Consider the following 19550-nt stretch of genomic DNA (forward strand, 5'->3'; position numbering starts at 1 on the left):
CCTTAGCAACAGCGAAAAGCATTAAATTTGCAATTCATTAATCAGGATGAAGGAGTATGGGATTATTTAAGAGGAATCCGTTTGGACATATTTTATGGCTTAAAAAATGGATTATTAGAACGTTTGGCTTTTTAACGCATCAACGTTACCGTGGATTTAACGATTTGAAGATTGAAGGTTCTGAAATTTTACGCCGTTTACCCGATAAAAATGTATTGTTTATCTCCAATCACCAAACGTATTTTGCTGATGTAGTAGCGATGTATCACGTGTTTAACGCTAGTTTGAAAGGACGTGATAACTCGATTAGGAACATTATGTACATCTGGAAACCAAAATTAAATTTATACTATGTGGCAGCTTCGGAAACTATGAAGTCCGGACTCTTGCCGCGTATTATGGCCTATGTAGGGGCGGTTAAAGTTGATCGTACGTGGAGAAGTCAAGGAGTAGATATAGAAGAGAAAAGAGCGGTAGATCAAGGACAAGTAGAAAATATTAAGATAGCCTTAGATGATGGTTGGGTAATTACGTTTCCACAGGGAACGACAAAATCATTTAAACCTATCCGAAAGGGAACAGCACATATTATCAAGAATTATAAACCGATTGTTGTTCCAATTGTCATCGATGGTTTTAGACGATCTTTTGATAAAAAAGGATTACACCTCAAGAAAAAGGGAATTTTGCAATCGATGGTGATCAAAGAACCATTGAGCATCGACTATGAAAATGACAGTATTGAACAAATAGTTGAACAGATTGAAATGGCAATCGAACAACATCCTTCGTTCCTTAAAGTGCTGCCACAAGAATTTGTCGAAGAACAAAAAGAATTGAATGAACAGAGAACCTATGATTACTATAATTCATCGAAGAATTATTAGGTATAAGCGTGATGGGGGATGCGTAATGCGTGAAGCGTAAATGTACCTAATGTGTCCAAAGTGTCTCCATTAAAATAAGGTTCTTTATAGACTCATGCTAGTCACACAATACACACATAATATAAGTATGAAAATAAAGACGAAAAGACAGGAGGTTATCAACTTGATAGCCTTCTGCCTTTTCTCGAATTTGATTCGTATTTCAATTAAATTTAGTGCTTTCTATACAATGAACAAAAAAGTAAACAACAAAAAAGCAAAAAGACTATCCTAGGATAGCCTTTTTCTTTTAATATAATGAATTGTTTTCGTTATAGGGATACAGATTAGAACTGTCAATCTTATTTTGGAAAATAGGATTATCTTCCATTTTTCCTTTTTTCAACTTACTGGTTAATTCAAAAATAACCTTGTTAGTATCTTTCGCTAAGCGTTGGATTGTCATGCTGTTTTTTTCAAGCTTACATACCAAGTAACTATTTTCATCATAGTCATAATAGTTGTAGGTATCTCCCCACATTTTTAACGCTACAGTTCCTCCTACAAAGCGACCATCTTCGAAGGTGCTTTTGTATTTGGCTTTTCCATTTTCAAAGTAGGTACAGGTTCCGTGTAAAGCGTAATCTTTTAAACCATATTGATAGACTAAGGCTTCATTTTCATCGTAAATACTTTTCTGCATCGAACCATCTTCCAAGACCGTTTCTTCAGCAAGCAATAATCCTGTATAGGTACTTACGGTTTTTTCATAGGTGATTAATCCATTGTCATAGGTTGTATACACATTGCTGTCATAGCCATAAGCAATGGAGGTACCATTATGTGCATAGCCCTCTTTATACTCCAAGGTAGCAATTAGCTCCCCTTCTTCATTGTAGAATTTAGCAGGCCCGTGTAACTCTCCATCTTTATACACTTTAGACGATTGTAAGTGATCGTCTAGGTAGTTTTCTTCTTTTACAATTTGATCCGCTTTATAGTAGGTTTTGGTTGCAACATAGTCCGCATAATCGCTTTTAAAAGTTGCAACTCCTTCTTTTACCCCTTTTTTGTAGGTAGTAATCGTTGTAGCATACCCGTCATACTCGCTCACAGTTCCTGTATAAGGCTTTCCTGCTTTGTAGGAGGCTTTTGCTGTTTGATTGCCTTCCATATCATAGAAAATCCCTTCTTTGTTGTAGTTGATTTCAGATACTAAATACGGATCGATTTCGGTACTATAGGAACCGTTTTTATTGCCGTACTCTTTTTTGTAAATCAATTGTCCCTTGCTATACGTGCTTGTTGATTCAATCGCATCATTGTCAAAAAACGTATAATAGGTTCCCTCTTTTTCAATATTGTCAAAAACGCCTGTTACTTTGCCTTTTGGGTCAAAATAGGTCACTTTTAGAATGGTTTGTTCGTAGTCATTCTTGTTGAATAACTCCTCTCTGCTCTTTTTTCCTTGTCTTGTATAGTGTACGCGTTTAGCAGTGCCACTTAACGGTGTGAATACTTCGTCGCGTAAGATTGGTTTGCTGTCATAGGAAGGATAGGGTTCATACGTAGCAGCATAAACACTTTGTCCCATTTCATAGGTAATTTTGGAACCAATCTCATCATTGCTTAGCACGATGAAGTCACCATTGTAAGGTTCTGTATAGCCATACGTTCCTTTTTTCGATTGCAGTTTTCCAATAACTCCTCCTTTTTTGTTGTAGTAAGTAGAAGTTAATTCTGTCGCATCTTCAAAAAGTTCGCCAGAAGAATAGTACGATTTTTTCGCTACTAAAACACCATCTTTATAGGTAGTCACGGATTCATCATCATATAAAACACCATTTTGAGGCGTATAACCATCTTCATTATAGATTAATTCCCCTTTTTTGCTTCCATTTTCGTTGAAATATTCAATTTTTTCTAGGTAGTAATCCCCTTTGTAAAATTTCGTTGATTTTGGTGCAAATGGGGTTTGTGTATAGAAAATAGTTTCTTTAACTAAGTTTCCTTTTTTGTATTCCGATTGACTGGTTGGCATATCTGGCGTATCGGTGTATTCGTTGTAGAATAAATAGACTCCCTCTTGGTTGGACTCTGCTCCGTACTCATCTAAATCTGCCTTGTATGTTCCTACAATTCCTCCTTTTGCATCGTAGAACACCGTTGTGCTTTTTGTTGCTGTTGTTGTAGTTTTGTATTTAATCGCTCCAGAAACAAAAAAGTTAGTTGTTTCTGTATTGGTTCCATTCACATAGGTACTAATCATCGTTGGGCGGAAAGTATCATAATCCAAAACGATTGAAGTTCCATTTTGTACCAATCCATCTTCGTAATTTGCTGCATAAACGATTTCACCTTTTTCATTTAAATACTGCTCTTCCAAAATGTTGTTCTCTTCATCAAAAGTGAAGCTGTATTTTTGGTTGGGCTTATTTTTATTGACGTAGATGTACGATTCGTAGCTTCCCTCGTTAATAGCAATGTAAAAATAGGCACTTTTGTACAATTGCACCATTTTCCCATCATAGGGATAACCGTTTTCGTAGGTTAGCGTAAATTCTTCTTGTGTAAAAGGATCAGTAGACGTGATTTTTATTGCGTTTCCTTCTTCAAAAAACATATCGAAATTAATCGAACCATCGGCATTGTAATAGGTTACTTTTCCATCATAAGTAATCGTGTTATTGCTGTCAAAACTTCCGATTCCTTTGACTTCAATTGCTTTTGTTTCTTTGTTGTAGGTTGTAATTTCTTCCCATCCCTTTTGTTGTTTGGCTGGTTTAGAAACTCTAAATGAACTAGCTAACGCTTTGGTTGTTACTTCATCATACGCGTTGACCCATAAAGTGTCTTTTGCTGTCTGACTGTAGATCGCAGAAGAGAATAACAAGGCAATAGGTAATAATCTTTTATACATCGTACTGTGTGTTTTTATTGTACAACAAATGTAGATAAATCCACAGAAAAACAATATCACTAGTTCTAGTGAATGTAAAGTATTTTGAGGGAGCGGTATAAAAAAAGTCTTTGTAGTTTTTACAAAGACTTTGTTATTAGGTATGGGGGTTTGTTACTTAAGTTAACGTTTGTTTTTTCTTGAAAATTAAACGACTATTCATTAAGAAAATAGCACCTAATATCAGTAAAATACCCACCCATTGTAGGAGGACCACTTGTTCTTGTAAGACCATAAAAGCAACGGTTACCGATACTGGTAATTCAATAGAGGCAACAATACTTCCCAATCCAACGCCAGTATGAGGGAATCCCATATTCAGGAAGATTGGAGGTAAGATGGTGCCAAACAGAGCTAATAGTAATCCCCAAGAGTAAAAAATACGCCAATCGAAATCGCGAATACCCTCGGTATTGTCTGTAAATAGGTGGTAAAATGATCGCATGGTATCTGAATTATTAGGACCTAGTTGCGTAATAAAACAGAAAAGTAAAACAATAGCTGTTGCGCCACAGAGCATGAATAAACTGCGTTTAGGAGCTGCTAAGTGATTGGCTACTACGTTAGAAGCAAACATGGTGGTCGCAAACGAACAAGACGCAAGGAACCCGAAGATAACCCCGCGGTAATCCAATTCAATCTCATTGGCTAATATGTTGGTGGCTAATACCGTTCCAAATAAAATGAGCGCAACGGCAGCAATTTTGAGTAAGCTAGGGAATTGTTTGGTTACAACGCTTTCAATCACAACACCAATCCATACCGATTGCATTAGTAACACGACAGCAATAGAAGCATCAATATAACTCACTGCCATATAGTATAAAACCGAAGTAAATCCCATTGAGGTACCCGCTAAGATTAAATTGCGAATGTCTTTTTTGGTTGCGGTTATTTCATTGGGTTGTTTCTTGCGAATTAAGTTGATGATGAACATACCAATTAGTCCTAGTAACACTTGAGATAAAGTCACCTCGGCTGTGGTATATCCATGCGAATACGCCAGTTTTACAAAAGAGGCTAACATACCAAAACTAGAAGCTCCAATGGCTACTAAAAATACGCCTTTGATCAAATTTTGTTCTTTCATTGCTCAGTTTTTAACGGGGCAAAGGTACTTCTTTTTTTTGGAGAGGTCTAGGACAAATGTCTAAGAGGTTGGGAAGAAAAAAGGTTCATCCGTTAGCAACGAATGAACCTTTTTAATTCAGTGTGGTACTGTTTATAATTTCTCAAAATTTCGTTTCACAAAAGCCGTAAGCTCTTCTCCTTTGAGTAGACCTTGCGATAATTTTGCTAAATCTAAAGCTTGACTGAAAGCGGTTGTACGTTCTGCTTCATTGGTGTTGTTCAGGATTTTAGAAGCAAATTCCGAATTAGTGTTCACCACTAAGTTGTACATCTCTGGGAAATTACCCATACCAAACATTCCACCGCCACCGGATTGGCTCATTTCTTTCATACGACGCATGAACTCCGGTTGAGTAAGGATCAATGGCGCATCTTGACTATCCATTGACTCTAGTTTTACCGTATATTTCTCTTTCGGTACTACTTGCTCAATAAACGATTGTAAAGACGTTTGCTCTTCTTCTGATAACTTAGAAATGGCGTTTTCTTCTTTCTTAATCAAGTTATTGATGTGATCTGCATCCACACGTGCAAATGTCATTTTCTCATGCTCGCTTTCTAACTTTTGAATCAAGTGAGAAACAATAGGGGAATCCAATACGATTACTTGGTATCCTTTTTCTTTTGCAGCACTGATATAGCTGTGTTGTGCATCTTTGTTAGATGTATATAAAACAACAAGGTTACCCTCTTTGTCCGTCTGTAAATCTTTCGTTGCTTCTTTTAATTCTTCCAGTGTATAGTAGGTATTGTCCGTGGTTGGGTATAGCATGAAAGCACCTGCTTTTTCTGCAAATTTCTCCTCAGATAACATACCATATTCTAAAACAACCTTAATATCGTTCCATTTACTTTCAAAATCTGCTCGGTTCTCGTTGAACAACGATTTTAATTTATCTGCAACTTTACGCGTGATATAGTTGGATATTTTCTTCACGTTTCCATCCGCTTGTAAATACGAACGGGATACGTTTAATGGAATATCTGGAGAATCAATCACCCCTTTCAACATCGTCAAGAAGTCAGGAACGATTCCCTCTACATTATCCGTTACGAATACTTGATTTTGGTACAGTTGGATTCTGTCCTTTTGCATTTGCATATCACCACTTAGCTTAGGGAAATACAAGATACCTGTCAAGTTGAATGGATAATCTACATTCAAGTGAATGTTGAATAGTGGCTCCTCAAACTGCATCGGATATAACTCGCGATAGAAGTTTTTGTAATCTTCCTCCGTTAAATCTGCTGGTTGTTTCGTCCAAGCCGGATTTGGATTGTTGATGATGGTATCTACTTCCACTTTATCATCCCCTTCGCCTTCTTCGTGGGTACCAAATTTAATCGGCACAGGCATGAATTTGTTATACTTAGTTAAAAGCTCGCGAATTTTATAGTCTTCCAAGAAGTCTAGTGAATCTTCTGCAATGTGCAAAATAATCTCTGTTCCTCTGTCTTGTTTATCTGCTACTTCTAACGTATACTCTGGGCTACCATCACAAGTCCAATGTGCTGCAGGAGCATCTTTGTAGGATTTAGTAATGATTTCCACCTTGTCAGCTACCATAAAAGCAGAGTAGAACCCCAATCCGAAATGACCGATGATTCCCGTGTCTTTAGCGCTATCTTTGTATTTTTCTAAAAATTCCTCCGCACCAGAGAACGCCACCTGATTGATGTATTTCTCTACTTCTTCTTGGGTCATCCCAATTCCTTGGTCAATGATGTGAAGTTTTTTGTTGTCTTTGTCAATTTTAACCTCAATAATTGGATGCCCATAGTCTACATTTGCTTCCCCAATGCTTGTTAGGTGTTTTAACTTTAATGTAGCATCAGTTGCATTTGAAACTAACTCTCTTAAGAATATCTCGTGATCACTATACAAGAACTTTTTAATCAAAGGAAAGATATTCTCTACAGTAACATTAATTTTTCCAGCTGTCATATTTATTTTGGTATTATTATTTTTAATAAATTTATGTAGTTGAAAGTAGACAAAAAAGATACCAAGCTTAAAATAGATGTCAATTTGTCATTTGATTCTTTTTTGGAGTGTAAAATCTATTAATACCTAGAAAGTTTGTATTATTGTAAAAAATAGAAGAATAAGTATGAAAAAGTTAGTTTTATTAAGTTTTGTAGGCTTAGCGTTAGCCTCTTGTAAGCCAACAATGGATAAACAGTCGCAATACGGAATTAAAGGAGATTGGACATTGACTTCTGTTTCTCATATTGGAGGTGAGTTCGTAAAAGTTACTTCGTTTAATATTGCGGATGCACATTGTTTTAATGGAAGCCAATGGAAATTTGTTTCAAATAACAACACAGGTGTAGTAAACTTAAGTGGAGGGAATTCTTGCCCAATGTTTGAAAGTAACTTTAAATGGTTTGTTAATCCCAATGGTGAATTTGAATTTAAATTTGTCGATGCTGGATTAAAGGCTAAAAATGTAACCACAGGATATAAAATGAAGGTAAGAAATCAAACCGCTACGAGTTTTGATTTAATCGATCATTTTTATGTGGATGGACAAGGATATGATGTAACGTATCACTTTGTAAAGAATTAAGAAACAACAAGAAGGTAATATTATGAAAAAAACAACTACAACTTTATTAGCAGGAGTTTTGCTGGTAGGTTCTTTATCGGTGACAAGCTGTGACTCTGTCAAAAATGCGAATAATACACAAAAAGGAGCGACAATTGGAGCTGCTGGTGGAGCTATCATCGGAGGAATATTAGGAAATAATATAGGAAAAGGTGGAAATAGTGCTTTAGGAGCGGTATTAGGTGGTGTTATTGGTGGAGCTGCTGGAGGGGTGATTGGAAATAACATGGATAAACAAGCCCGTCAAATTGAACAAACCGTTCCAGGAGCTCAAGTAGAGCGCGTAGGAGAGGGAATTAAATTGACTTTAGGGGAGAGTTCAGTGAACTTTAACTTGAATCAAGCGACATTAACGGATAAAGCCAAACAAAATTTAGATAAGTTGATCATTGTATTCAAAGAAAACCCAAATACGAATATCAGTATTTTTGGATATACGGATAATACAGGTAGAGAAGAATATAACTTGAAATTATCAAGACAACGCGCAAATGCAGTGAAAACCTATTTGATGCAAAATGGAGTTTCCAACAAGCGTTTAGCAACAGAAGGAATGGGAATTGCTGATCCAGTTGCAAGTAATGATACAGAAGCAGGAAGAGCAAAAAACCGCCGCGTAGAGTTTGCAATTAAAGCGAACGAACAAATGATTATTGATGCGCAAAACGAAGCAGCAACGATGTAATTAGTTGACGGTTAACAGTTGACGGTTTACAGCATATAAAAAAAGGGAGTTCCGTGGAACTCCCTTTTTTTAGTTGCAATCGGTGCAATGTAAGTTAAAATCATCTCCCATCTCATACCAGTGAATTCCTGGTTGAATACTTGATTGAACATCCGTAAACAAGTACGGTTTTACTTTGTCGTCAATCTGTATCTTTTTGCCTATCGGCAGATAGAGAGAAAAGGTAGGATCAAGCTTCAATTGTTCTTCTGTAACTTCAACGATAAAGCTTGTATCGTTTTCTGTTGTTTTCATAACAGCTTGATGGGTATTTCCTGTATTCCCCAACTTTCCATAGGCCTGATCTTGATAGGAAGGTACAATTTCGATCTTGTCTAGGTAGTTAGTGTTAAGATGTTCATTATTATTTAGTTGTAAGACCAAATCTTTGTCGGTTGAAAATAAAAAATAATCTTCTGTGGACTCCTTATTACCATAGATTACTTTATATTGATATTCTGTTTTAGGCTTAAAAAAACTTCCTGTTTCGCTGTTGATCATCACGACAGATAACCCAATTAAACTACCGATCCACAAAACAAAAATACTAATAGCCGTAATCCAAATGTACTTCATATTGGTGTAGAGTAATTTTAATCCTAACAACAACATAATAATGAAAGGCAAGAACGTAATTAAACTAATGAAGGTATGTAGAATCCATTTTGGAATGCTAGGATCAAGAAAGGCCGAAGGGAAGTCAAATTCATTCAACATGAAGTTGGTGTTCACGATAATCATCAAGTTGACGAAAAAACTAATCAACATTCCAATGACTGCGACAATAATAAAACCAATTCCTAAAATATAGCGAATTACTTTGGTACCTTGATTCGTGGCTCGTTGTGTTTGGGCTTTGAATTTTTCGTAGTCGATGTTGTTAATTTTGCTTGTTGTGTAGTCCACCCCTTCACGTATCTTGCGTTCAATGGTCTCTATATTGACAGGTTCACCCATCATATCCAATTTTTCACTGGTCGTTTTTGCACTGGGAATGATAATCCACAACACAAAGTACAACAGAATACCCGTTCCATAGAAGAAAACCAAAAAGATGAAAATCAAGCGGATCCAAATGGTGTCGATTTTGAAGTAATGGGCTAACCCTGCTAATACACCACCTAAAATGCGGTTATCCGTGTCGCGAAATAGCTTTTTCTCTCTGTAATACGTTTGCTCACTGTGCTGATACGTTTGCTCCTCATCGATGGAGTAATCCTCTGGACGACCCATGATTTGAATCACTTCCTCCACATCCTCTGAAGTAATCACTTGTTTGGTTGGGGTTATTTTGGAATTGAATATCTCCGCAATGCGCAATTCAATGTCTTGAACCACTTCATCTTGTTCTTCAATTGGAATGGATCGGCGAATCGCTTTGATGTATTGATCCAAACGTTGGAAGGCTTGCTCTTCAATGTGAAAAACTAAACCACCAATATTTATTGTTAAGGTTCTATTCATTGTCTTGCGTTTTTGTGGTTATTTCTTGAACAGCATTCGCTAATTCTTCCCAGGTTTCTGATAGTTCGGCTAAAAATAATTCGCCTTTCTCTGTTAGTTTGTAATATTTTCTCGGTGGACCAGCATTAGACTCCTCCCATCGATAGCTTAACAAATCCCCATTCTTGAGTCTTGTTAATAAAGGATATACTGTTCCTTCTACCACTAAAAGCTTTACTTTTTTAAGTTCCTCGAGTATTTCAGAGGTATAATAATCGCGCTCTTTTAGAATGGATAGAATACAGAACTCCAAGATACCCTTGCGCATTTGAGCTTTTGTATTTTCACTATTCATAGGTTCAATGATTTATCTTATGCAAAGATATAGCTAAAAGCATGTACTATGTATAACAAAGTACTTATTATTAACTTTAATTTAACAAATAAAGTGTTGGTGTTTATATGTTTTTAATAGTCAATTGGTTTATTTTCAGTTGTTTGTTGTTTTTTTGTGTGCTGATTTGTTAAGAGCTGTTTAGTGTTCATGAGAAGGGGATAAAGAAGAAAAGCGGTGTTTATATTTTACGGAAGGATTGATGCAATAGTATAAATTCGTATATTTAGGGGGAATTAAAAGAGTCATATTATGGAATTTTCTGTTTCATCGATTAATAAATTTTTATTCTTCAAGTTACCTTCGGCCTATTGGACAGGCGTGCGATTAAGAAGTATTTCTGATACTACAGCCACAACAACGGTACGACATAAATGGGCGAATCAAAATCCCTTTCGTTCGATGTATTTTGCTGTACAAGCTATGGCGGCCGAGTTGTCTACGGGAGCTTTAGTGATGAAGAAAATTCACGACAGTGGTGCCCGTATTTCAATGTTAGTGGCGCAAAATAATTCTGTTTTTGTAAAAAAAGCAACGGGTAAGATTTCGTTTACTTGTGTGGATGGACATTTGTTGGATGAAGCTATTCAAAAGACGATTGATACCCAAGAAGGTGTGACAATCTGGATGAAATCAATTGGCGTTGATGAAAAAGGCGATGAGGTTTCTGTTTTTAATTTTGAGTGGACCTTAAAAGTTCGCACCAAGAAATAAAGAGTTGATTATGCGTGTTTTAGTTACAGGAGCAACAGGATTAGTAGGAAGAGCATTACTGAAGCAATTAAAAGCGGAAGGAGAGGAGGTTGTATTCTTGACTACAGCTAAAAATAAACGAAATGCCATACCCGGTTGTCAAGGGTATTATTGGAATCCCCAAACCCGTGAAATCGATCCCAATTGCTTAACTGGAGTAGAAGTCATTATTCACTTGGCTGGTAGTTCCATTAGTGGTTCTTGGTCTAAACAAGGTAAACAGCTGATTGTGCGTAGTCGGGTAGAGGCTTCTCAAACGTTATATCAACTCTTAAGTACCTATCCCCACCAAGTGAAACAGATTATTTGTGCTTCTGCAGTAGGTATATATGATACTTTGGCAGAGGTTCAAACAGAAGAGCACTATACGCCTGCAACGAATTTCTTAGGTCAGGTGGTTCAACAATGGGAAGGTGAAAATAGGCGATTTGTTGACTTAGGGATTCAAGTGGCTCTTTTGCGTATCGGATTGGTACTCGCTCGAGAAGGAGGAGCCTTGCCTCATATCGAACAAATGGCGAACTACTATTTAGCTTCTCCTTTAGGTTCTGGAAAACAGTACTATTCCTGGATACACTTGCAGGATTTAGTCCGCATTTTTCTCTTCGTTAAACAACGCCACCTTGCTGGCGCATTTAATGCAGTAGCCCCAAATCCAGAAACGAATAAGCAATTTACAAAACTACTCGCTCAGGCACTCCACCGCAAGATGTTGTTACCAGCTGTACCCGCTGGGGTGCTTCGCCTTGTTTTAGGTGAAAAGGCCATGCTGGTAACAGAAGGACAACAGATTCGTTGTCAGCGCTTGCTAGAATTGGATTTTCAATTTGAATTCCCAACACTTCCTCAAGCATTTTCTGCATTGTACGGTTGATAGTTAACGGTTAACGGTTAACCCCTTTTCAAAAACTGTCATTATGACATAAATCTATACTTGGCAAAGGATTTGATGAAGAGAAAGCAACATAAATTGTATGCTATTAGTATGGAAAATAAAGATATAAATAAGGAAGAGGTGGATGTGAACACATCGAATACGCAAGAAACGCAGGCTACAACTGACACGACGGAGTCTGTAGAAGATACGTTAAATGCTAAATTAGCGGAAGAAAAAGACAAGTATTTGCGCTTATTTGCAGAGTTTGAGAACTATAAACGACGTACTTCTAAGGAGCGTTTAGAGTTGTTTAAAACAGCCAATGAAGAAGTTATGTCAGCCATGCTACCGATTTTAGATGATTTCGGACGTGCGTTAGCTGAATTAGAAAAACAAGGAGAGAGTGATCATTTAACTGGAGTTCGCTTAATTTCATCTAAATTAATTGACACGTTGGGAGCAAAAGGATTGGAAGAAGTAGTCATCCAAAGCGGAGATGTTTTCAATGCAGATTTATCGGAAGCAATTACACAAATTCCAGCAGGTGATGACCTAAAAGGCAAAGTGGTGGATGTAGTTGAAAAAGGGTATAAATTGGGAGATAAGATTATTCGTTTTCCAAAGGTTGTTATTGGTCAATAACACAAAGGATTGGACCAATTTATTAATAGAAACTCAGAATCTAAATGAAGAAAGATTATTACGAAATATTAGGTATTGACAAAGGAGCAGATGCTGCTACTATTAAGAAGGCATACCGCAAAAAAGCGATTGAATTTCACCCAGATAAAAATCCAGGGGATAAAGAAGCAGAGGAGAAATTCAAAGAAGCTGCAGAAGCATATGAAGTGTTGAGTGATGCGGATAAAAAAGCGCGTTACGATCAATATGGACATGCTGCATTTGAAGGTGGCGGAGGATATGGTGGAAGTCATATGAACATGGATGATATCTTCAGTCAGTTCGGAGATATTTTCGGTAGTGCGTTCGGCGGCGGTGGTTTCGGCGGATTTGGTGGTTTTGGCGGTGGCGGAGGTCAACGCAGAGCCAAAGGAACTAGCTTGCGTATTAAAGTAAAATTAACTTTAGAAGATATCGCTAATGGCGTAGAGAAGAAAGTTAAAGTAAAACGCAAAATCAAAGCAGCAGGCGTTACCTATAAAACGTGTTCAACGTGTAATGGAACAGGACAAGTAACGAAAATAGCCAATACGGTATTTGGTCGTATGCAAACGGCGTCACCTTGTCATACGTGTCAAGGGTCGGGGCAGATGATTGACCAAAAACCAACAGGATCGGACGCAGAAGGGATGATTCTACAAGAAGAAACCGTTTCAATCAAAATTCCTGCAGGCGTGGCAGAAGGCATGCAATTGAAAGTGGCAGGTAAAGGAAATGAAGCACCAGGAAATAATAGTGTTCCTGGCGATTTATTAGTGGTGGTCGAAGAATTAGAACACGAGACACTAAAAAGAGAAGGAGATAATCTACATTATGACCTTTATATTAGCTTCTCGGAAGCTGCCTTAGGTGGAAATAAAGAAATTTACACTGTAACAGGAAATGTGCGCATTAAATTAGAAGAAGGAATCCAGTCAGGTAAAATACTTCGTCTAAGAGGAAAAGGATTGCCACATCTAAATAGTTATGGCAGTGGTGATTTACTCGTTCATATCAACGTTTGGACACCAAAAAAACTGACAAAAGAACAGAAAGAGTTTTTCGAAAAAATGCAAGAAGATGGCAACTTTAAACCTACTCCTGGTAAGGGAGATAAATCTTTTTTCGAAAAAGTCAAAGAAATGTTTTCATAATTAGAAAAGTTATCATACATTTGATGCACACTTATTAAACAGTGGATTTTCTTTTTCATAGCAATTTTTCCCAACCTTATAGCAATATGAGGTTGGGTTTTTTTATGCCTATTCGTAATCAAAATATCCCTTGCTCTTCGCAAGTTGAAATAAATGATTTATTTTTACAAGAAATATAAAAGATCGATTGATGCAACCTATCTTAGAAGTTAAAAATGTTGAAAAAAGATATTCTGATAAAATAGCTTTAAATAATGTTTCACTGGCCGTACCGAAAGGATCTATTTACGGCTTACTTGGCCCAAACGGGGCAGGGAAAACATCCCTAATTCGGATTATAAATCAAATCACCTATCCTGATCAAGGGCAGATTATTCTCGATGGTCAGCCTTTAAGCCCTTATCACATTAAAGACATAGGGTATATGCCCGAAGAAAGAGGGCTGTATAAAACCATGAAAGTAGGAGAACAAGCGCTATATTTAGCTCAATTGAAAGGGTTGAGTAAAGCTGAAGCGAAAGAACAATTGGATTATTGGTTTGATAAACTGGATATCAAAGGTTGGTGGGATAAAAAGATTCAAGAGCTATCCAAAGGAATGGCACAAAAAATTCAATTTGTGGTGACGGTACTTCACAAACCTAAGTTGTTGATTTTTGATGAACCTTTTTCTGGCTTTGACCCTGTGAATGCCAATATTATTAAGGATGAAATTTTAGAACTTAAAGAAAAAGGAGCAACCATTATCTTTTCTACCCACCGTATGGAAAGTGTGGAAGAAATGTGTGATTATATTGCTCTGATTCACAAATCCAATAAGTTAATTGAAGGACGCTTAGTTGACGTGAAAAGAGATTTCCGCACCAATCTATACCAAGTGGGGATTCTATCTAGTGATGTACATCGATTAATGTTTGAATTAGCTCAAAAATTTACCGTTCAACCTACCTCATTTAAATCGTTAAATGATGAATTGCAATTGGAAATTGATTTAGGGCAAGCTCTGCCTAATGAGTTGTTACACATTTTGTCCAACAATGGTCAAGTCACCCATTTTGTTGAGAAACTGCCAACGGCAAATGATATTTTTATTCAAACTGTAAGTAAATAGGTATGAGTGTTTTAAAACTAATTATAAAAAGAGAGTTTATCGCAAAAGCGCGTAATAAGGCATTTATTGTTATGACGTTTTTAGCTCCTCTTTTCTTCGTGGCTGTTGCTGTACTTATTGGGTATTTAAGTACGATGAAGTCTACCACCAAAGTAATCGCAATTCACGATGAAAGTGGAATATTCAGCGCGGACTTTGAGAGTTCCGAAGAATACGACTACCAAGATTTGTCCGCTGTACCGATTGCTATTCTAAAAGATAGTGTTTTGGCAGAAAAATACGATGGGTTGTTATACATTCCCAAGCAAGAACAAGTCACGGCCTATGAAAATTCGATTTATTATATCTCTAATGAAAGTCCAGGGATTGCATTTATCAGTAAAATCGAATCGACGATTGAGAATAAAGTCTCGAGTTTAAATTTAATTGCAAAAGGAATTGATCCTCAGATTATCAAAGAAAATCAGGCGGAAGTAAATTTACATTTAGAAAAAGCTTCTGGAGAACAAACGGTAAAAGGATTAAATGAGATTAAGATTTTTATCGGATCAATATTTGGTTATTGCATCATGATGTTTATTATTATTTATGGTAATATGGTGATGCGTTCTGTTATTGAAGAGAAAACCAATCGAATCATTGAGGTGATTATTTCTTCGGTAAAACCTTTTCAATTGATGATGGGGAAAATCATCGGTACCTCTATGGCGGGGTTGTTACAATTCTTAATTTGGGGAGTTGTTGGTGGTATTCTGATGCTGGTGGCTACCTCTGTTTTCGGATTGAATGCTGGAGCAGCAAATATGGAAGCTGCACAAATGGCCACAACGATGGATCCAAGTGTGATGAGCGATATCCAGAACTATATGACGGAGATTATGAGTTTACCCTTATTATCTTGGTTTATCTATTTTATTATTTTCTTTATTGGAGGGTATTTCCTATATAGTTCCCTATACGCAGCTATTGGGGCTGCTGTAGATAATGAAACAGATACACAGCAGTTCTTATTCCCGGTAATGCTACCGTTGATGCTAGGCGTGTATATCGGTTTCTTTACGGTAATCAAAGACCCACACGGAACTGTGGCTACTGTGTTTTCGATGATTCCATTTACTTCTCCAATCGTGATGTTGATGCGTATTCCTTTCGGTGTGCCGATTTGGCAAATTATTGTGTCGATAGTCTTGTTGTTTGCCACTTTTATCTTAACGGTATGGTTGGCTGCAAAAATTTACCGCATTGGTATTTTGATGTATGGCAAGCGCCCATCATGGAAAGAACTGTATAAATGGTTGAAGTATTAATCAGTAGTGCTAAAGCATAAGAGTATGAGTAAAGAATCTAAAATACTAATCGTAGAGGATGAAGCTGCGATTCGCCGCGTTTTAGTACGCATATTAGAAGATGAATCTCCTTTGTATAAAGTAGATGCAGCAGCTGATGGAGAAGAAGGATTGAAAATGATTGCTCAAGAAGAGTATGATTTGGTCATTTCGGATATTAAAATGCCGAAAATGAGTGGAGAAGAATTGCTTGTTGAGGCTAAAAAAATCAAGCCAGAAACTATTTTTGTGATGATTTCGGGACATGGTGATTTGGAAACGGCTATTAATACAATGAAATTAGGGGCTTTTGATTATATTTCTAAGCCACCGGATTTAAACCGCTTATTGACCACCGTTCGCAACGCTCTAGACAAGAGTCAATTGGTTGTTGAAAACACTATTCTAAAGAAAAAAGTTTCTAAAAAATACGAAATTATTGGCGCAAACGAATCGATTCAACAAATTAGTGCGATGATTGAAAAGGTGGCACCCACAGAAGCTCGTGTATTAATTACGGGACCAAATGGAACAGGAAAAGAATTGGTTGCTCATCAGATTCACGCACAAAGTCCGCGAGCTGTAAAACCATTGATTGAGGTAAACTGTGCAGCAATTCCAGCTGAACTCATCGAAAGTGAATTGTTTGGACATGTTAAAGGGGCCTTTACTTCTGCGGTAAAAGATCGTCCAGGAAAGTTTGAATTGGCAGATAAAGGAACCATCTTTTTAGATGAAATTGGCGATATGAGCTTACCTGCTCAAGCTAAAGTATTGCGCGCGCTACAAGAAAATGTTATTACTCGCGTGGGAGCAGAGAAAGATCAGAAGATTGACGTTCGCGTATTGGCCGCTACGAATAAAGATTTGCGCAAGGAAATTGAAGAAGGTCGTTTTAGAGAAGATTTATACCATCGATTAGCAGTTATCTTAATCAAAGTACCTGCTTTGAATGACCGCAGAGATGATATACCTTTGTTGTTGCATCATTTTGTCAAACAAATTGCCGCAGAACAAGGAACAGCACCTAAGAAATTTACGGCAGAAGCTATAGCGCTTTTGCAACAGTACGATTGGAGTGGAAACATCCGAGAGCTGCGCAATGTCATTGAACGATTGATTATTTTAGGAGGAAACGAAGTAACATTAGAAGACGTAAAGCTATTTGCTACAAAATAATATGAAATTAAAAAAAATACACCCGGTTTTACAACAAAACTTGAGTCAACAAGGATTTGAAGAACCAACAATCTTACAGAAATCTACCTTTGGGCGAATCAAAAGTGGACAGGATTTTGTCTTGCTTGCACCCAAAGAAGAAGGAAAAACAACAGCCCTACTTATTGCAGCTTTGCAACGCGTAGAAGCACCAGTAGATGATATGATCTCTACACGTGTTTTAATCGTAGTAAAAGATAAATTTGAAGTAGAACGCTTGGTGGAAGAATTCAATCAACTAGGGTCTAAAATGGATATCCGTGTATTCGGTGTACACGATTATACCGATTTAGATGATGATAAAAATCAAATGTCATTGGGTAATGATATCTTGATTGGAACGGCAGAACGATTAAATTTAATGTTTAGCGGGGCTGGATTTGATGTGAATCAGCTCAAAATGTATATCATTGATGATGTTGATCAACAATTGAGAAACAGACATGAACCGCGTTTGTATCGCTTATCTGAAAGTATTGGAAAAACACAACGCGTGTACTTTGCTACGGATTACGTTGAACAACTGGATATGTTTGTAGAAAAAACAATGACCGAAGATGTAGAATGGCTTGATTTTTACGAAGAGGATGAAGAAGAGTAAATAAAGAGTGGAAAACTTTGAATATCAAATAAATAAAAAAGGGCGAATGGAGATTCGTCTTTTTTTGTTGTTTGGCTTTTGTTCTTTGTTCTTTGTTCTTTGGCTTTCGATAAAACTACTTTTCACACTGCATGATTTTCTTATAAAAGAAGAGATTAAACAAACCTCACCAAATTCTCACCAAACCTCACCCCAAAAAGATACTCTTTTTAATTATTGCTTACACGAGCAAAAAAGTAACCAACAAAAAAGCCTCCTACAATCCTCACCACTTACCACAAAAAATAAATCGAAAACATGATTACGGCATAAGCAATAGCCAATACAATCAAAGGAGCTGTACGCCTTTGTATCGCTTGGGAAAAGCGATGTTTATAAAGGAAATAATCGCGACAAAAGCGCAGGAGAATAACCAAAAAAGCAACCCAAAAGCACAGGTGTAACATAACCGTAATCGTCTGTAATGAGACGAGGGTTGTTCCTGTAGTTGTCAGTAATAATGTGTTGTACAGTTGCATAATGTTGGTTTTAAGCTCCTATTAGAAGGATAAAAATATTTAATTTTTCTCAATCAACGATAGCTATTGCATAAAAAAACTTTTTTCACTTCACTCTATAAGTTGTTTTTCTCCCTTCTTTGCGGAAAAAAAAGAAATAAATGAGACTTCCAAAAAGCGGTAAAAATAAGATGAGCAAGCTATACAGTACTTTTTGTTGCCCGGAGTAACCAGATTGACCCAGCAAGTAAAAGTTGTAAAACATAAAAATAAAGATAAAAAGTAAGAATAGTTGCCAAAGTAAAATGCCTATGGTATTTATCTATTTTAAGGTGGTGTAATTTCAATTTATAATACAAGATAAAAATACAAAAAACAGACCATTTTTGTATAGAGATGCTAAAGTTAGATGTAAAATTTCATTTTCATAAATGCATAATTTTTTTCTTTCAAATTAGAATAATCTTTACATCTTTGTGAGACAAACTAAATCGATCAATTTACACTCACTTACAGAACATATGGAGTTATTAGATTTTATCTTTCACATAGACCAATACTTACATACGCTGATTGCGAATTATGGCGCGTGGATTTACGCAATTTTATTTTTAATCATCTTCGTAGAAACGGGATTGGTGATTATGCCTTTCTTACCAGGGGATTCACTGCTCTTTGCAACGGGCATGCTTGTGGCTCAATCGTCCGAATTAGATATTACCCTAGCAATTATCTTGCTCCTAATTGCTGCTATTTCAGGAGATTCTCTCAATTATTATATTGGAAGAAAAGTAGGCATGCGCATGACGCATATTCGCTTATTTGGCAAGCAAGTGATTAAAGAAGAACACCTAGATAAAACCCATGCCTTTTACGAAAAATATGGGGAACGTACCATTGTCATTGCGCGATTTATACCAATTGTCCGCACCTTAGCACCTTTTGTTGCAGGAGTAGGAAGCATGCGTTATAAGGTATTTATGACTTATAATGTGATTGGTGGAATTGTGTGGGTTGTCGGGTTAACCCTAGCTGGATATTTCTTAGGAAACTTACCCATTGTAAAAGACAACTTTTCCAAAATTGCACTACTCATTATCTTTATTTCTATTTTACCGATTATTTTCGAATTTATTAAGGCGAAAGTGAAGAAACAGTCCTAAGAAAGGAACATGCCCTTTTATTTTTGGTATCTTTAAGCCAATTAGAGAAGTTGTAAAATAGAAAA

At 36.8% G+C, this 19550-nt stretch carries 18 protein-coding genes; 12 read left to right on the top strand and 6 right to left on the bottom strand.

Annotation, left to right across the window (positions count from 1 at the left end; genetic code table 11):
- Positions 1–56 precede the first annotated feature (56 nt).
- The gene (locus ACLJX0_RS11735; RefSeq protein WP_410880702.1) at positions 57–887 is read left to right on the top strand and encodes a lysophospholipid acyltransferase family protein; all 831 of its coding nucleotides are present in this window, start codon (positions 57–59) and stop codon (positions 885–887) included.
- A gap of 289 nt (positions 888–1176) precedes the next feature.
- On the opposite strand, the gene ACLJX0_RS11740 is transcribed toward ACLJX0_RS11735, so the two are convergent.
- The 3 genes from ACLJX0_RS11740 to htpG all read right to left on the bottom strand — a co-directional run bounded on the left by ACLJX0_RS11740 (position 1177) and on the right by htpG (position 6901).
- Positions 1177–3786: a hypothetical protein gene (locus ACLJX0_RS11740; RefSeq protein WP_410880704.1), complete on the bottom strand. Its 2610-nt coding sequence runs from the start codon at positions 3784–3786 to the stop codon at positions 1177–1179.
- A gap of 157 nt (positions 3787–3943) precedes the next feature.
- A complete protein-coding gene (locus tag ACLJX0_RS11745) occupies positions 3944–4915 on the bottom strand; it encodes an EamA family transporter (RefSeq protein WP_410880706.1) in 972 nt (323 codons plus the stop codon).
- A gap of 132 nt (positions 4916–5047) precedes the next feature.
- The gene (gene htpG / locus ACLJX0_RS11750) at positions 5048–6901 is read right to left on the bottom strand and encodes a molecular chaperone HtpG (protein WP_410880708.1); all 1854 of its coding nucleotides are present in this window, start codon (positions 6899–6901) and stop codon (positions 5048–5050) included.
- 166 nt (positions 6902–7067) lie between these two features.
- Here htpG and ACLJX0_RS11755 point away from each other — a divergent pair, with 166 nt between their 5' ends.
- Positions 7068–7526, top strand: coding sequence for a hypothetical protein (locus tag ACLJX0_RS11755; protein WP_410880710.1), 459 nt, complete (start codon positions 7068–7070; stop codon positions 7524–7526).
- 22 nt (positions 7527–7548) lie between these two features.
- Positions 7549–8250, top strand: coding sequence for an OmpA family protein (locus tag ACLJX0_RS11760; protein ID WP_410880712.1), 702 nt, complete (start codon positions 7549–7551; stop codon positions 8248–8250).
- A 69-nt stretch (positions 8251–8319) separates the two neighbouring features.
- Here the strand turns inward: ACLJX0_RS11760 and ACLJX0_RS11765 are convergent, their stop codons facing one another.
- On the bottom strand, positions 8320–9753 hold the full coding sequence (locus tag ACLJX0_RS11765) for a PspC domain-containing protein (RefSeq protein ID WP_410880714.1): 1434 nt from the start codon (positions 9751–9753) through the stop codon (positions 8320–8322).
- Positions 9746–10087, bottom strand: a complete 342-nt coding sequence (locus tag ACLJX0_RS11770; RefSeq protein WP_410880716.1) for a PadR family transcriptional regulator — start codon at positions 10085–10087, stop codon at positions 9746–9748. The genes ACLJX0_RS11765 and ACLJX0_RS11770 overlap by 8 nt, the downstream gene beginning before the upstream one ends.
- 291 nt (positions 10088–10378) lie before the next feature.
- Here ACLJX0_RS11770 and ACLJX0_RS11775 point away from each other — a divergent pair, with 291 nt between their 5' ends.
- From ACLJX0_RS11775 to ACLJX0_RS11810, 8 genes are all read left to right on the top strand, one after another.
- A complete protein-coding gene (locus ACLJX0_RS11775) occupies positions 10379–10840 on the top strand; it encodes a DUF4442 domain-containing protein (RefSeq protein WP_410880718.1) in 462 nt (153 codons plus the stop codon).
- 10 nt (positions 10841–10850) lie between these two features.
- Complete coding sequence (locus tag ACLJX0_RS11780; RefSeq protein WP_410880720.1) at positions 10851–11753, top strand: TIGR01777 family oxidoreductase; 903 nt, start codon at positions 10851–10853, stop codon at positions 11751–11753.
- A gap of 111 nt (positions 11754–11864) precedes the next feature.
- Entirely contained in the window at positions 11865–12398 is a 534-nt protein-coding gene (locus ACLJX0_RS11785) for a nucleotide exchange factor GrpE (RefSeq protein ID WP_410880722.1), read from the top strand.
- Between the two features lie 44 nt (positions 12399–12442).
- Positions 12443–13570, top strand: a complete 1128-nt coding sequence (dnaJ, locus tag ACLJX0_RS11790; RefSeq protein WP_410880723.1) for a molecular chaperone DnaJ — start codon at positions 12443–12445, stop codon at positions 13568–13570.
- A gap of 190 nt (positions 13571–13760) precedes the next feature.
- Positions 13761–14681: an ABC transporter ATP-binding protein gene (locus tag ACLJX0_RS11795; RefSeq protein ID WP_410880724.1), complete on the top strand. Its 921-nt coding sequence runs from the start codon at positions 13761–13763 to the stop codon at positions 14679–14681.
- Between the two features lie 2 nt (positions 14682–14683).
- Positions 14684–15988 carry an ABC transporter permease gene (locus ACLJX0_RS11800; RefSeq protein WP_410880726.1) on the top strand — a complete coding sequence of 435 codons (1305 nt, stop codon included), beginning with the start codon at positions 14684–14686 and terminating at the stop codon, positions 15986–15988.
- Positions 15989–16012: 24 nt separating this feature from the next.
- On the top strand, positions 16013–17185 hold the full coding sequence (locus ACLJX0_RS11805) for a sigma-54-dependent transcriptional regulator (protein ID WP_410880727.1): 1173 nt from the start codon (positions 16013–16015) through the stop codon (positions 17183–17185).
- Position 17186: 1 nt separating this feature from the next.
- On the top strand, positions 17187–17825 hold the full coding sequence (locus ACLJX0_RS11810) for a DEAD/DEAH box helicase (RefSeq protein ID WP_410880728.1): 639 nt from the start codon (positions 17187–17189) through the stop codon (positions 17823–17825).
- A 272-nt stretch (positions 17826–18097) separates the two neighbouring features.
- Here ACLJX0_RS11810 and ACLJX0_RS11815 read toward each other — a convergent pair whose 3' ends face one another.
- Positions 18098–18343, bottom strand: a complete 246-nt coding sequence (locus ACLJX0_RS11815) for a hypothetical protein (protein ID WP_410880729.1) — start codon at positions 18341–18343, stop codon at positions 18098–18100.
- A 500-nt stretch (positions 18344–18843) separates the two neighbouring features.
- Here ACLJX0_RS11815 and ACLJX0_RS11820 point away from each other — a divergent pair, with 500 nt between their 5' ends.
- The gene (locus ACLJX0_RS11820; protein WP_410880730.1) at positions 18844–19485 is read left to right on the top strand and encodes a DedA family protein; all 642 of its coding nucleotides are present in this window, start codon (positions 18844–18846) and stop codon (positions 19483–19485) included.
- Positions 19486–19550 lie beyond the last annotated feature (65 nt).

The organism is Myroides sp. DW712, from assembly GCF_046557355.1.
In the GTDB taxonomy this organism is placed as follows: domain Bacteria; phylum Bacteroidota; class Bacteroidia; order Flavobacteriales; family Flavobacteriaceae; genus Flavobacterium.

Coding starts and splice junctions, on each gene's coding strand:
- ACLJX0_RS11735 (WP_410880702.1), top strand. CDS start 57: ATGGGATTATTTAAGAGGAATCCGTTTGGACATATTTTATGGCTTAAA.
- ACLJX0_RS11740 (WP_410880704.1), bottom strand. CDS start 3,786: ATGTATAAAAGATTATTACCTATTGCCTTGTTATTCTCTTCTGCGATC.
- ACLJX0_RS11745 (WP_410880706.1), bottom strand. CDS start 4,915: ATGAAAGAACAAAATTTGATCAAAGGCGTATTTTTAGTAGCCATTGGA.
- htpG (WP_410880708.1), bottom strand. CDS start 6,901: ATGACAGCTGGAAAAATTAATGTTACTGTAGAGAATATCTTTCCTTTG.
- ACLJX0_RS11755 (WP_410880710.1), top strand. CDS start 7,068: ATGAAAAAGTTAGTTTTATTAAGTTTTGTAGGCTTAGCGTTAGCCTCT.
- ACLJX0_RS11760 (WP_410880712.1), top strand. CDS start 7,549: ATGAAAAAAACAACTACAACTTTATTAGCAGGAGTTTTGCTGGTAGGT.
- ACLJX0_RS11765 (WP_410880714.1), bottom strand. CDS start 9,753: ATGAATAGAACCTTAACAATAAATATTGGTGGTTTAGTTTTTCACATT.
- ACLJX0_RS11770 (WP_410880716.1), bottom strand. CDS start 10,087: ATGAATAGTGAAAATACAAAAGCTCAAATGCGCAAGGGTATCTTGGAG.
- ACLJX0_RS11775 (WP_410880718.1), top strand. CDS start 10,379: ATGGAATTTTCTGTTTCATCGATTAATAAATTTTTATTCTTCAAGTTA.
- ACLJX0_RS11780 (WP_410880720.1), top strand. CDS start 10,851: ATGCGTGTTTTAGTTACAGGAGCAACAGGATTAGTAGGAAGAGCATTA.
- ACLJX0_RS11785 (WP_410880722.1), top strand. CDS start 11,865: ATGGAAAATAAAGATATAAATAAGGAAGAGGTGGATGTGAACACATCG.
- dnaJ (WP_410880723.1), top strand. CDS start 12,443: ATGAAGAAAGATTATTACGAAATATTAGGTATTGACAAAGGAGCAGAT.
- ACLJX0_RS11795 (WP_410880724.1), top strand. CDS start 13,761: ATGCAACCTATCTTAGAAGTTAAAAATGTTGAAAAAAGATATTCTGAT.
- ACLJX0_RS11800 (WP_410880726.1), top strand. CDS start 14,684: ATGAGTGTTTTAAAACTAATTATAAAAAGAGAGTTTATCGCAAAAGCG.
- ACLJX0_RS11805 (WP_410880727.1), top strand. CDS start 16,013: ATGAGTAAAGAATCTAAAATACTAATCGTAGAGGATGAAGCTGCGATT.
- ACLJX0_RS11810 (WP_410880728.1), top strand. CDS start 17,187: ATGAAATTAAAAAAAATACACCCGGTTTTACAACAAAACTTGAGTCAA.
- ACLJX0_RS11815 (WP_410880729.1), bottom strand. CDS start 18,343: ATGCAACTGTACAACACATTATTACTGACAACTACAGGAACAACCCTC.
- ACLJX0_RS11820 (WP_410880730.1), top strand. CDS start 18,844: ATGGAGTTATTAGATTTTATCTTTCACATAGACCAATACTTACATACG.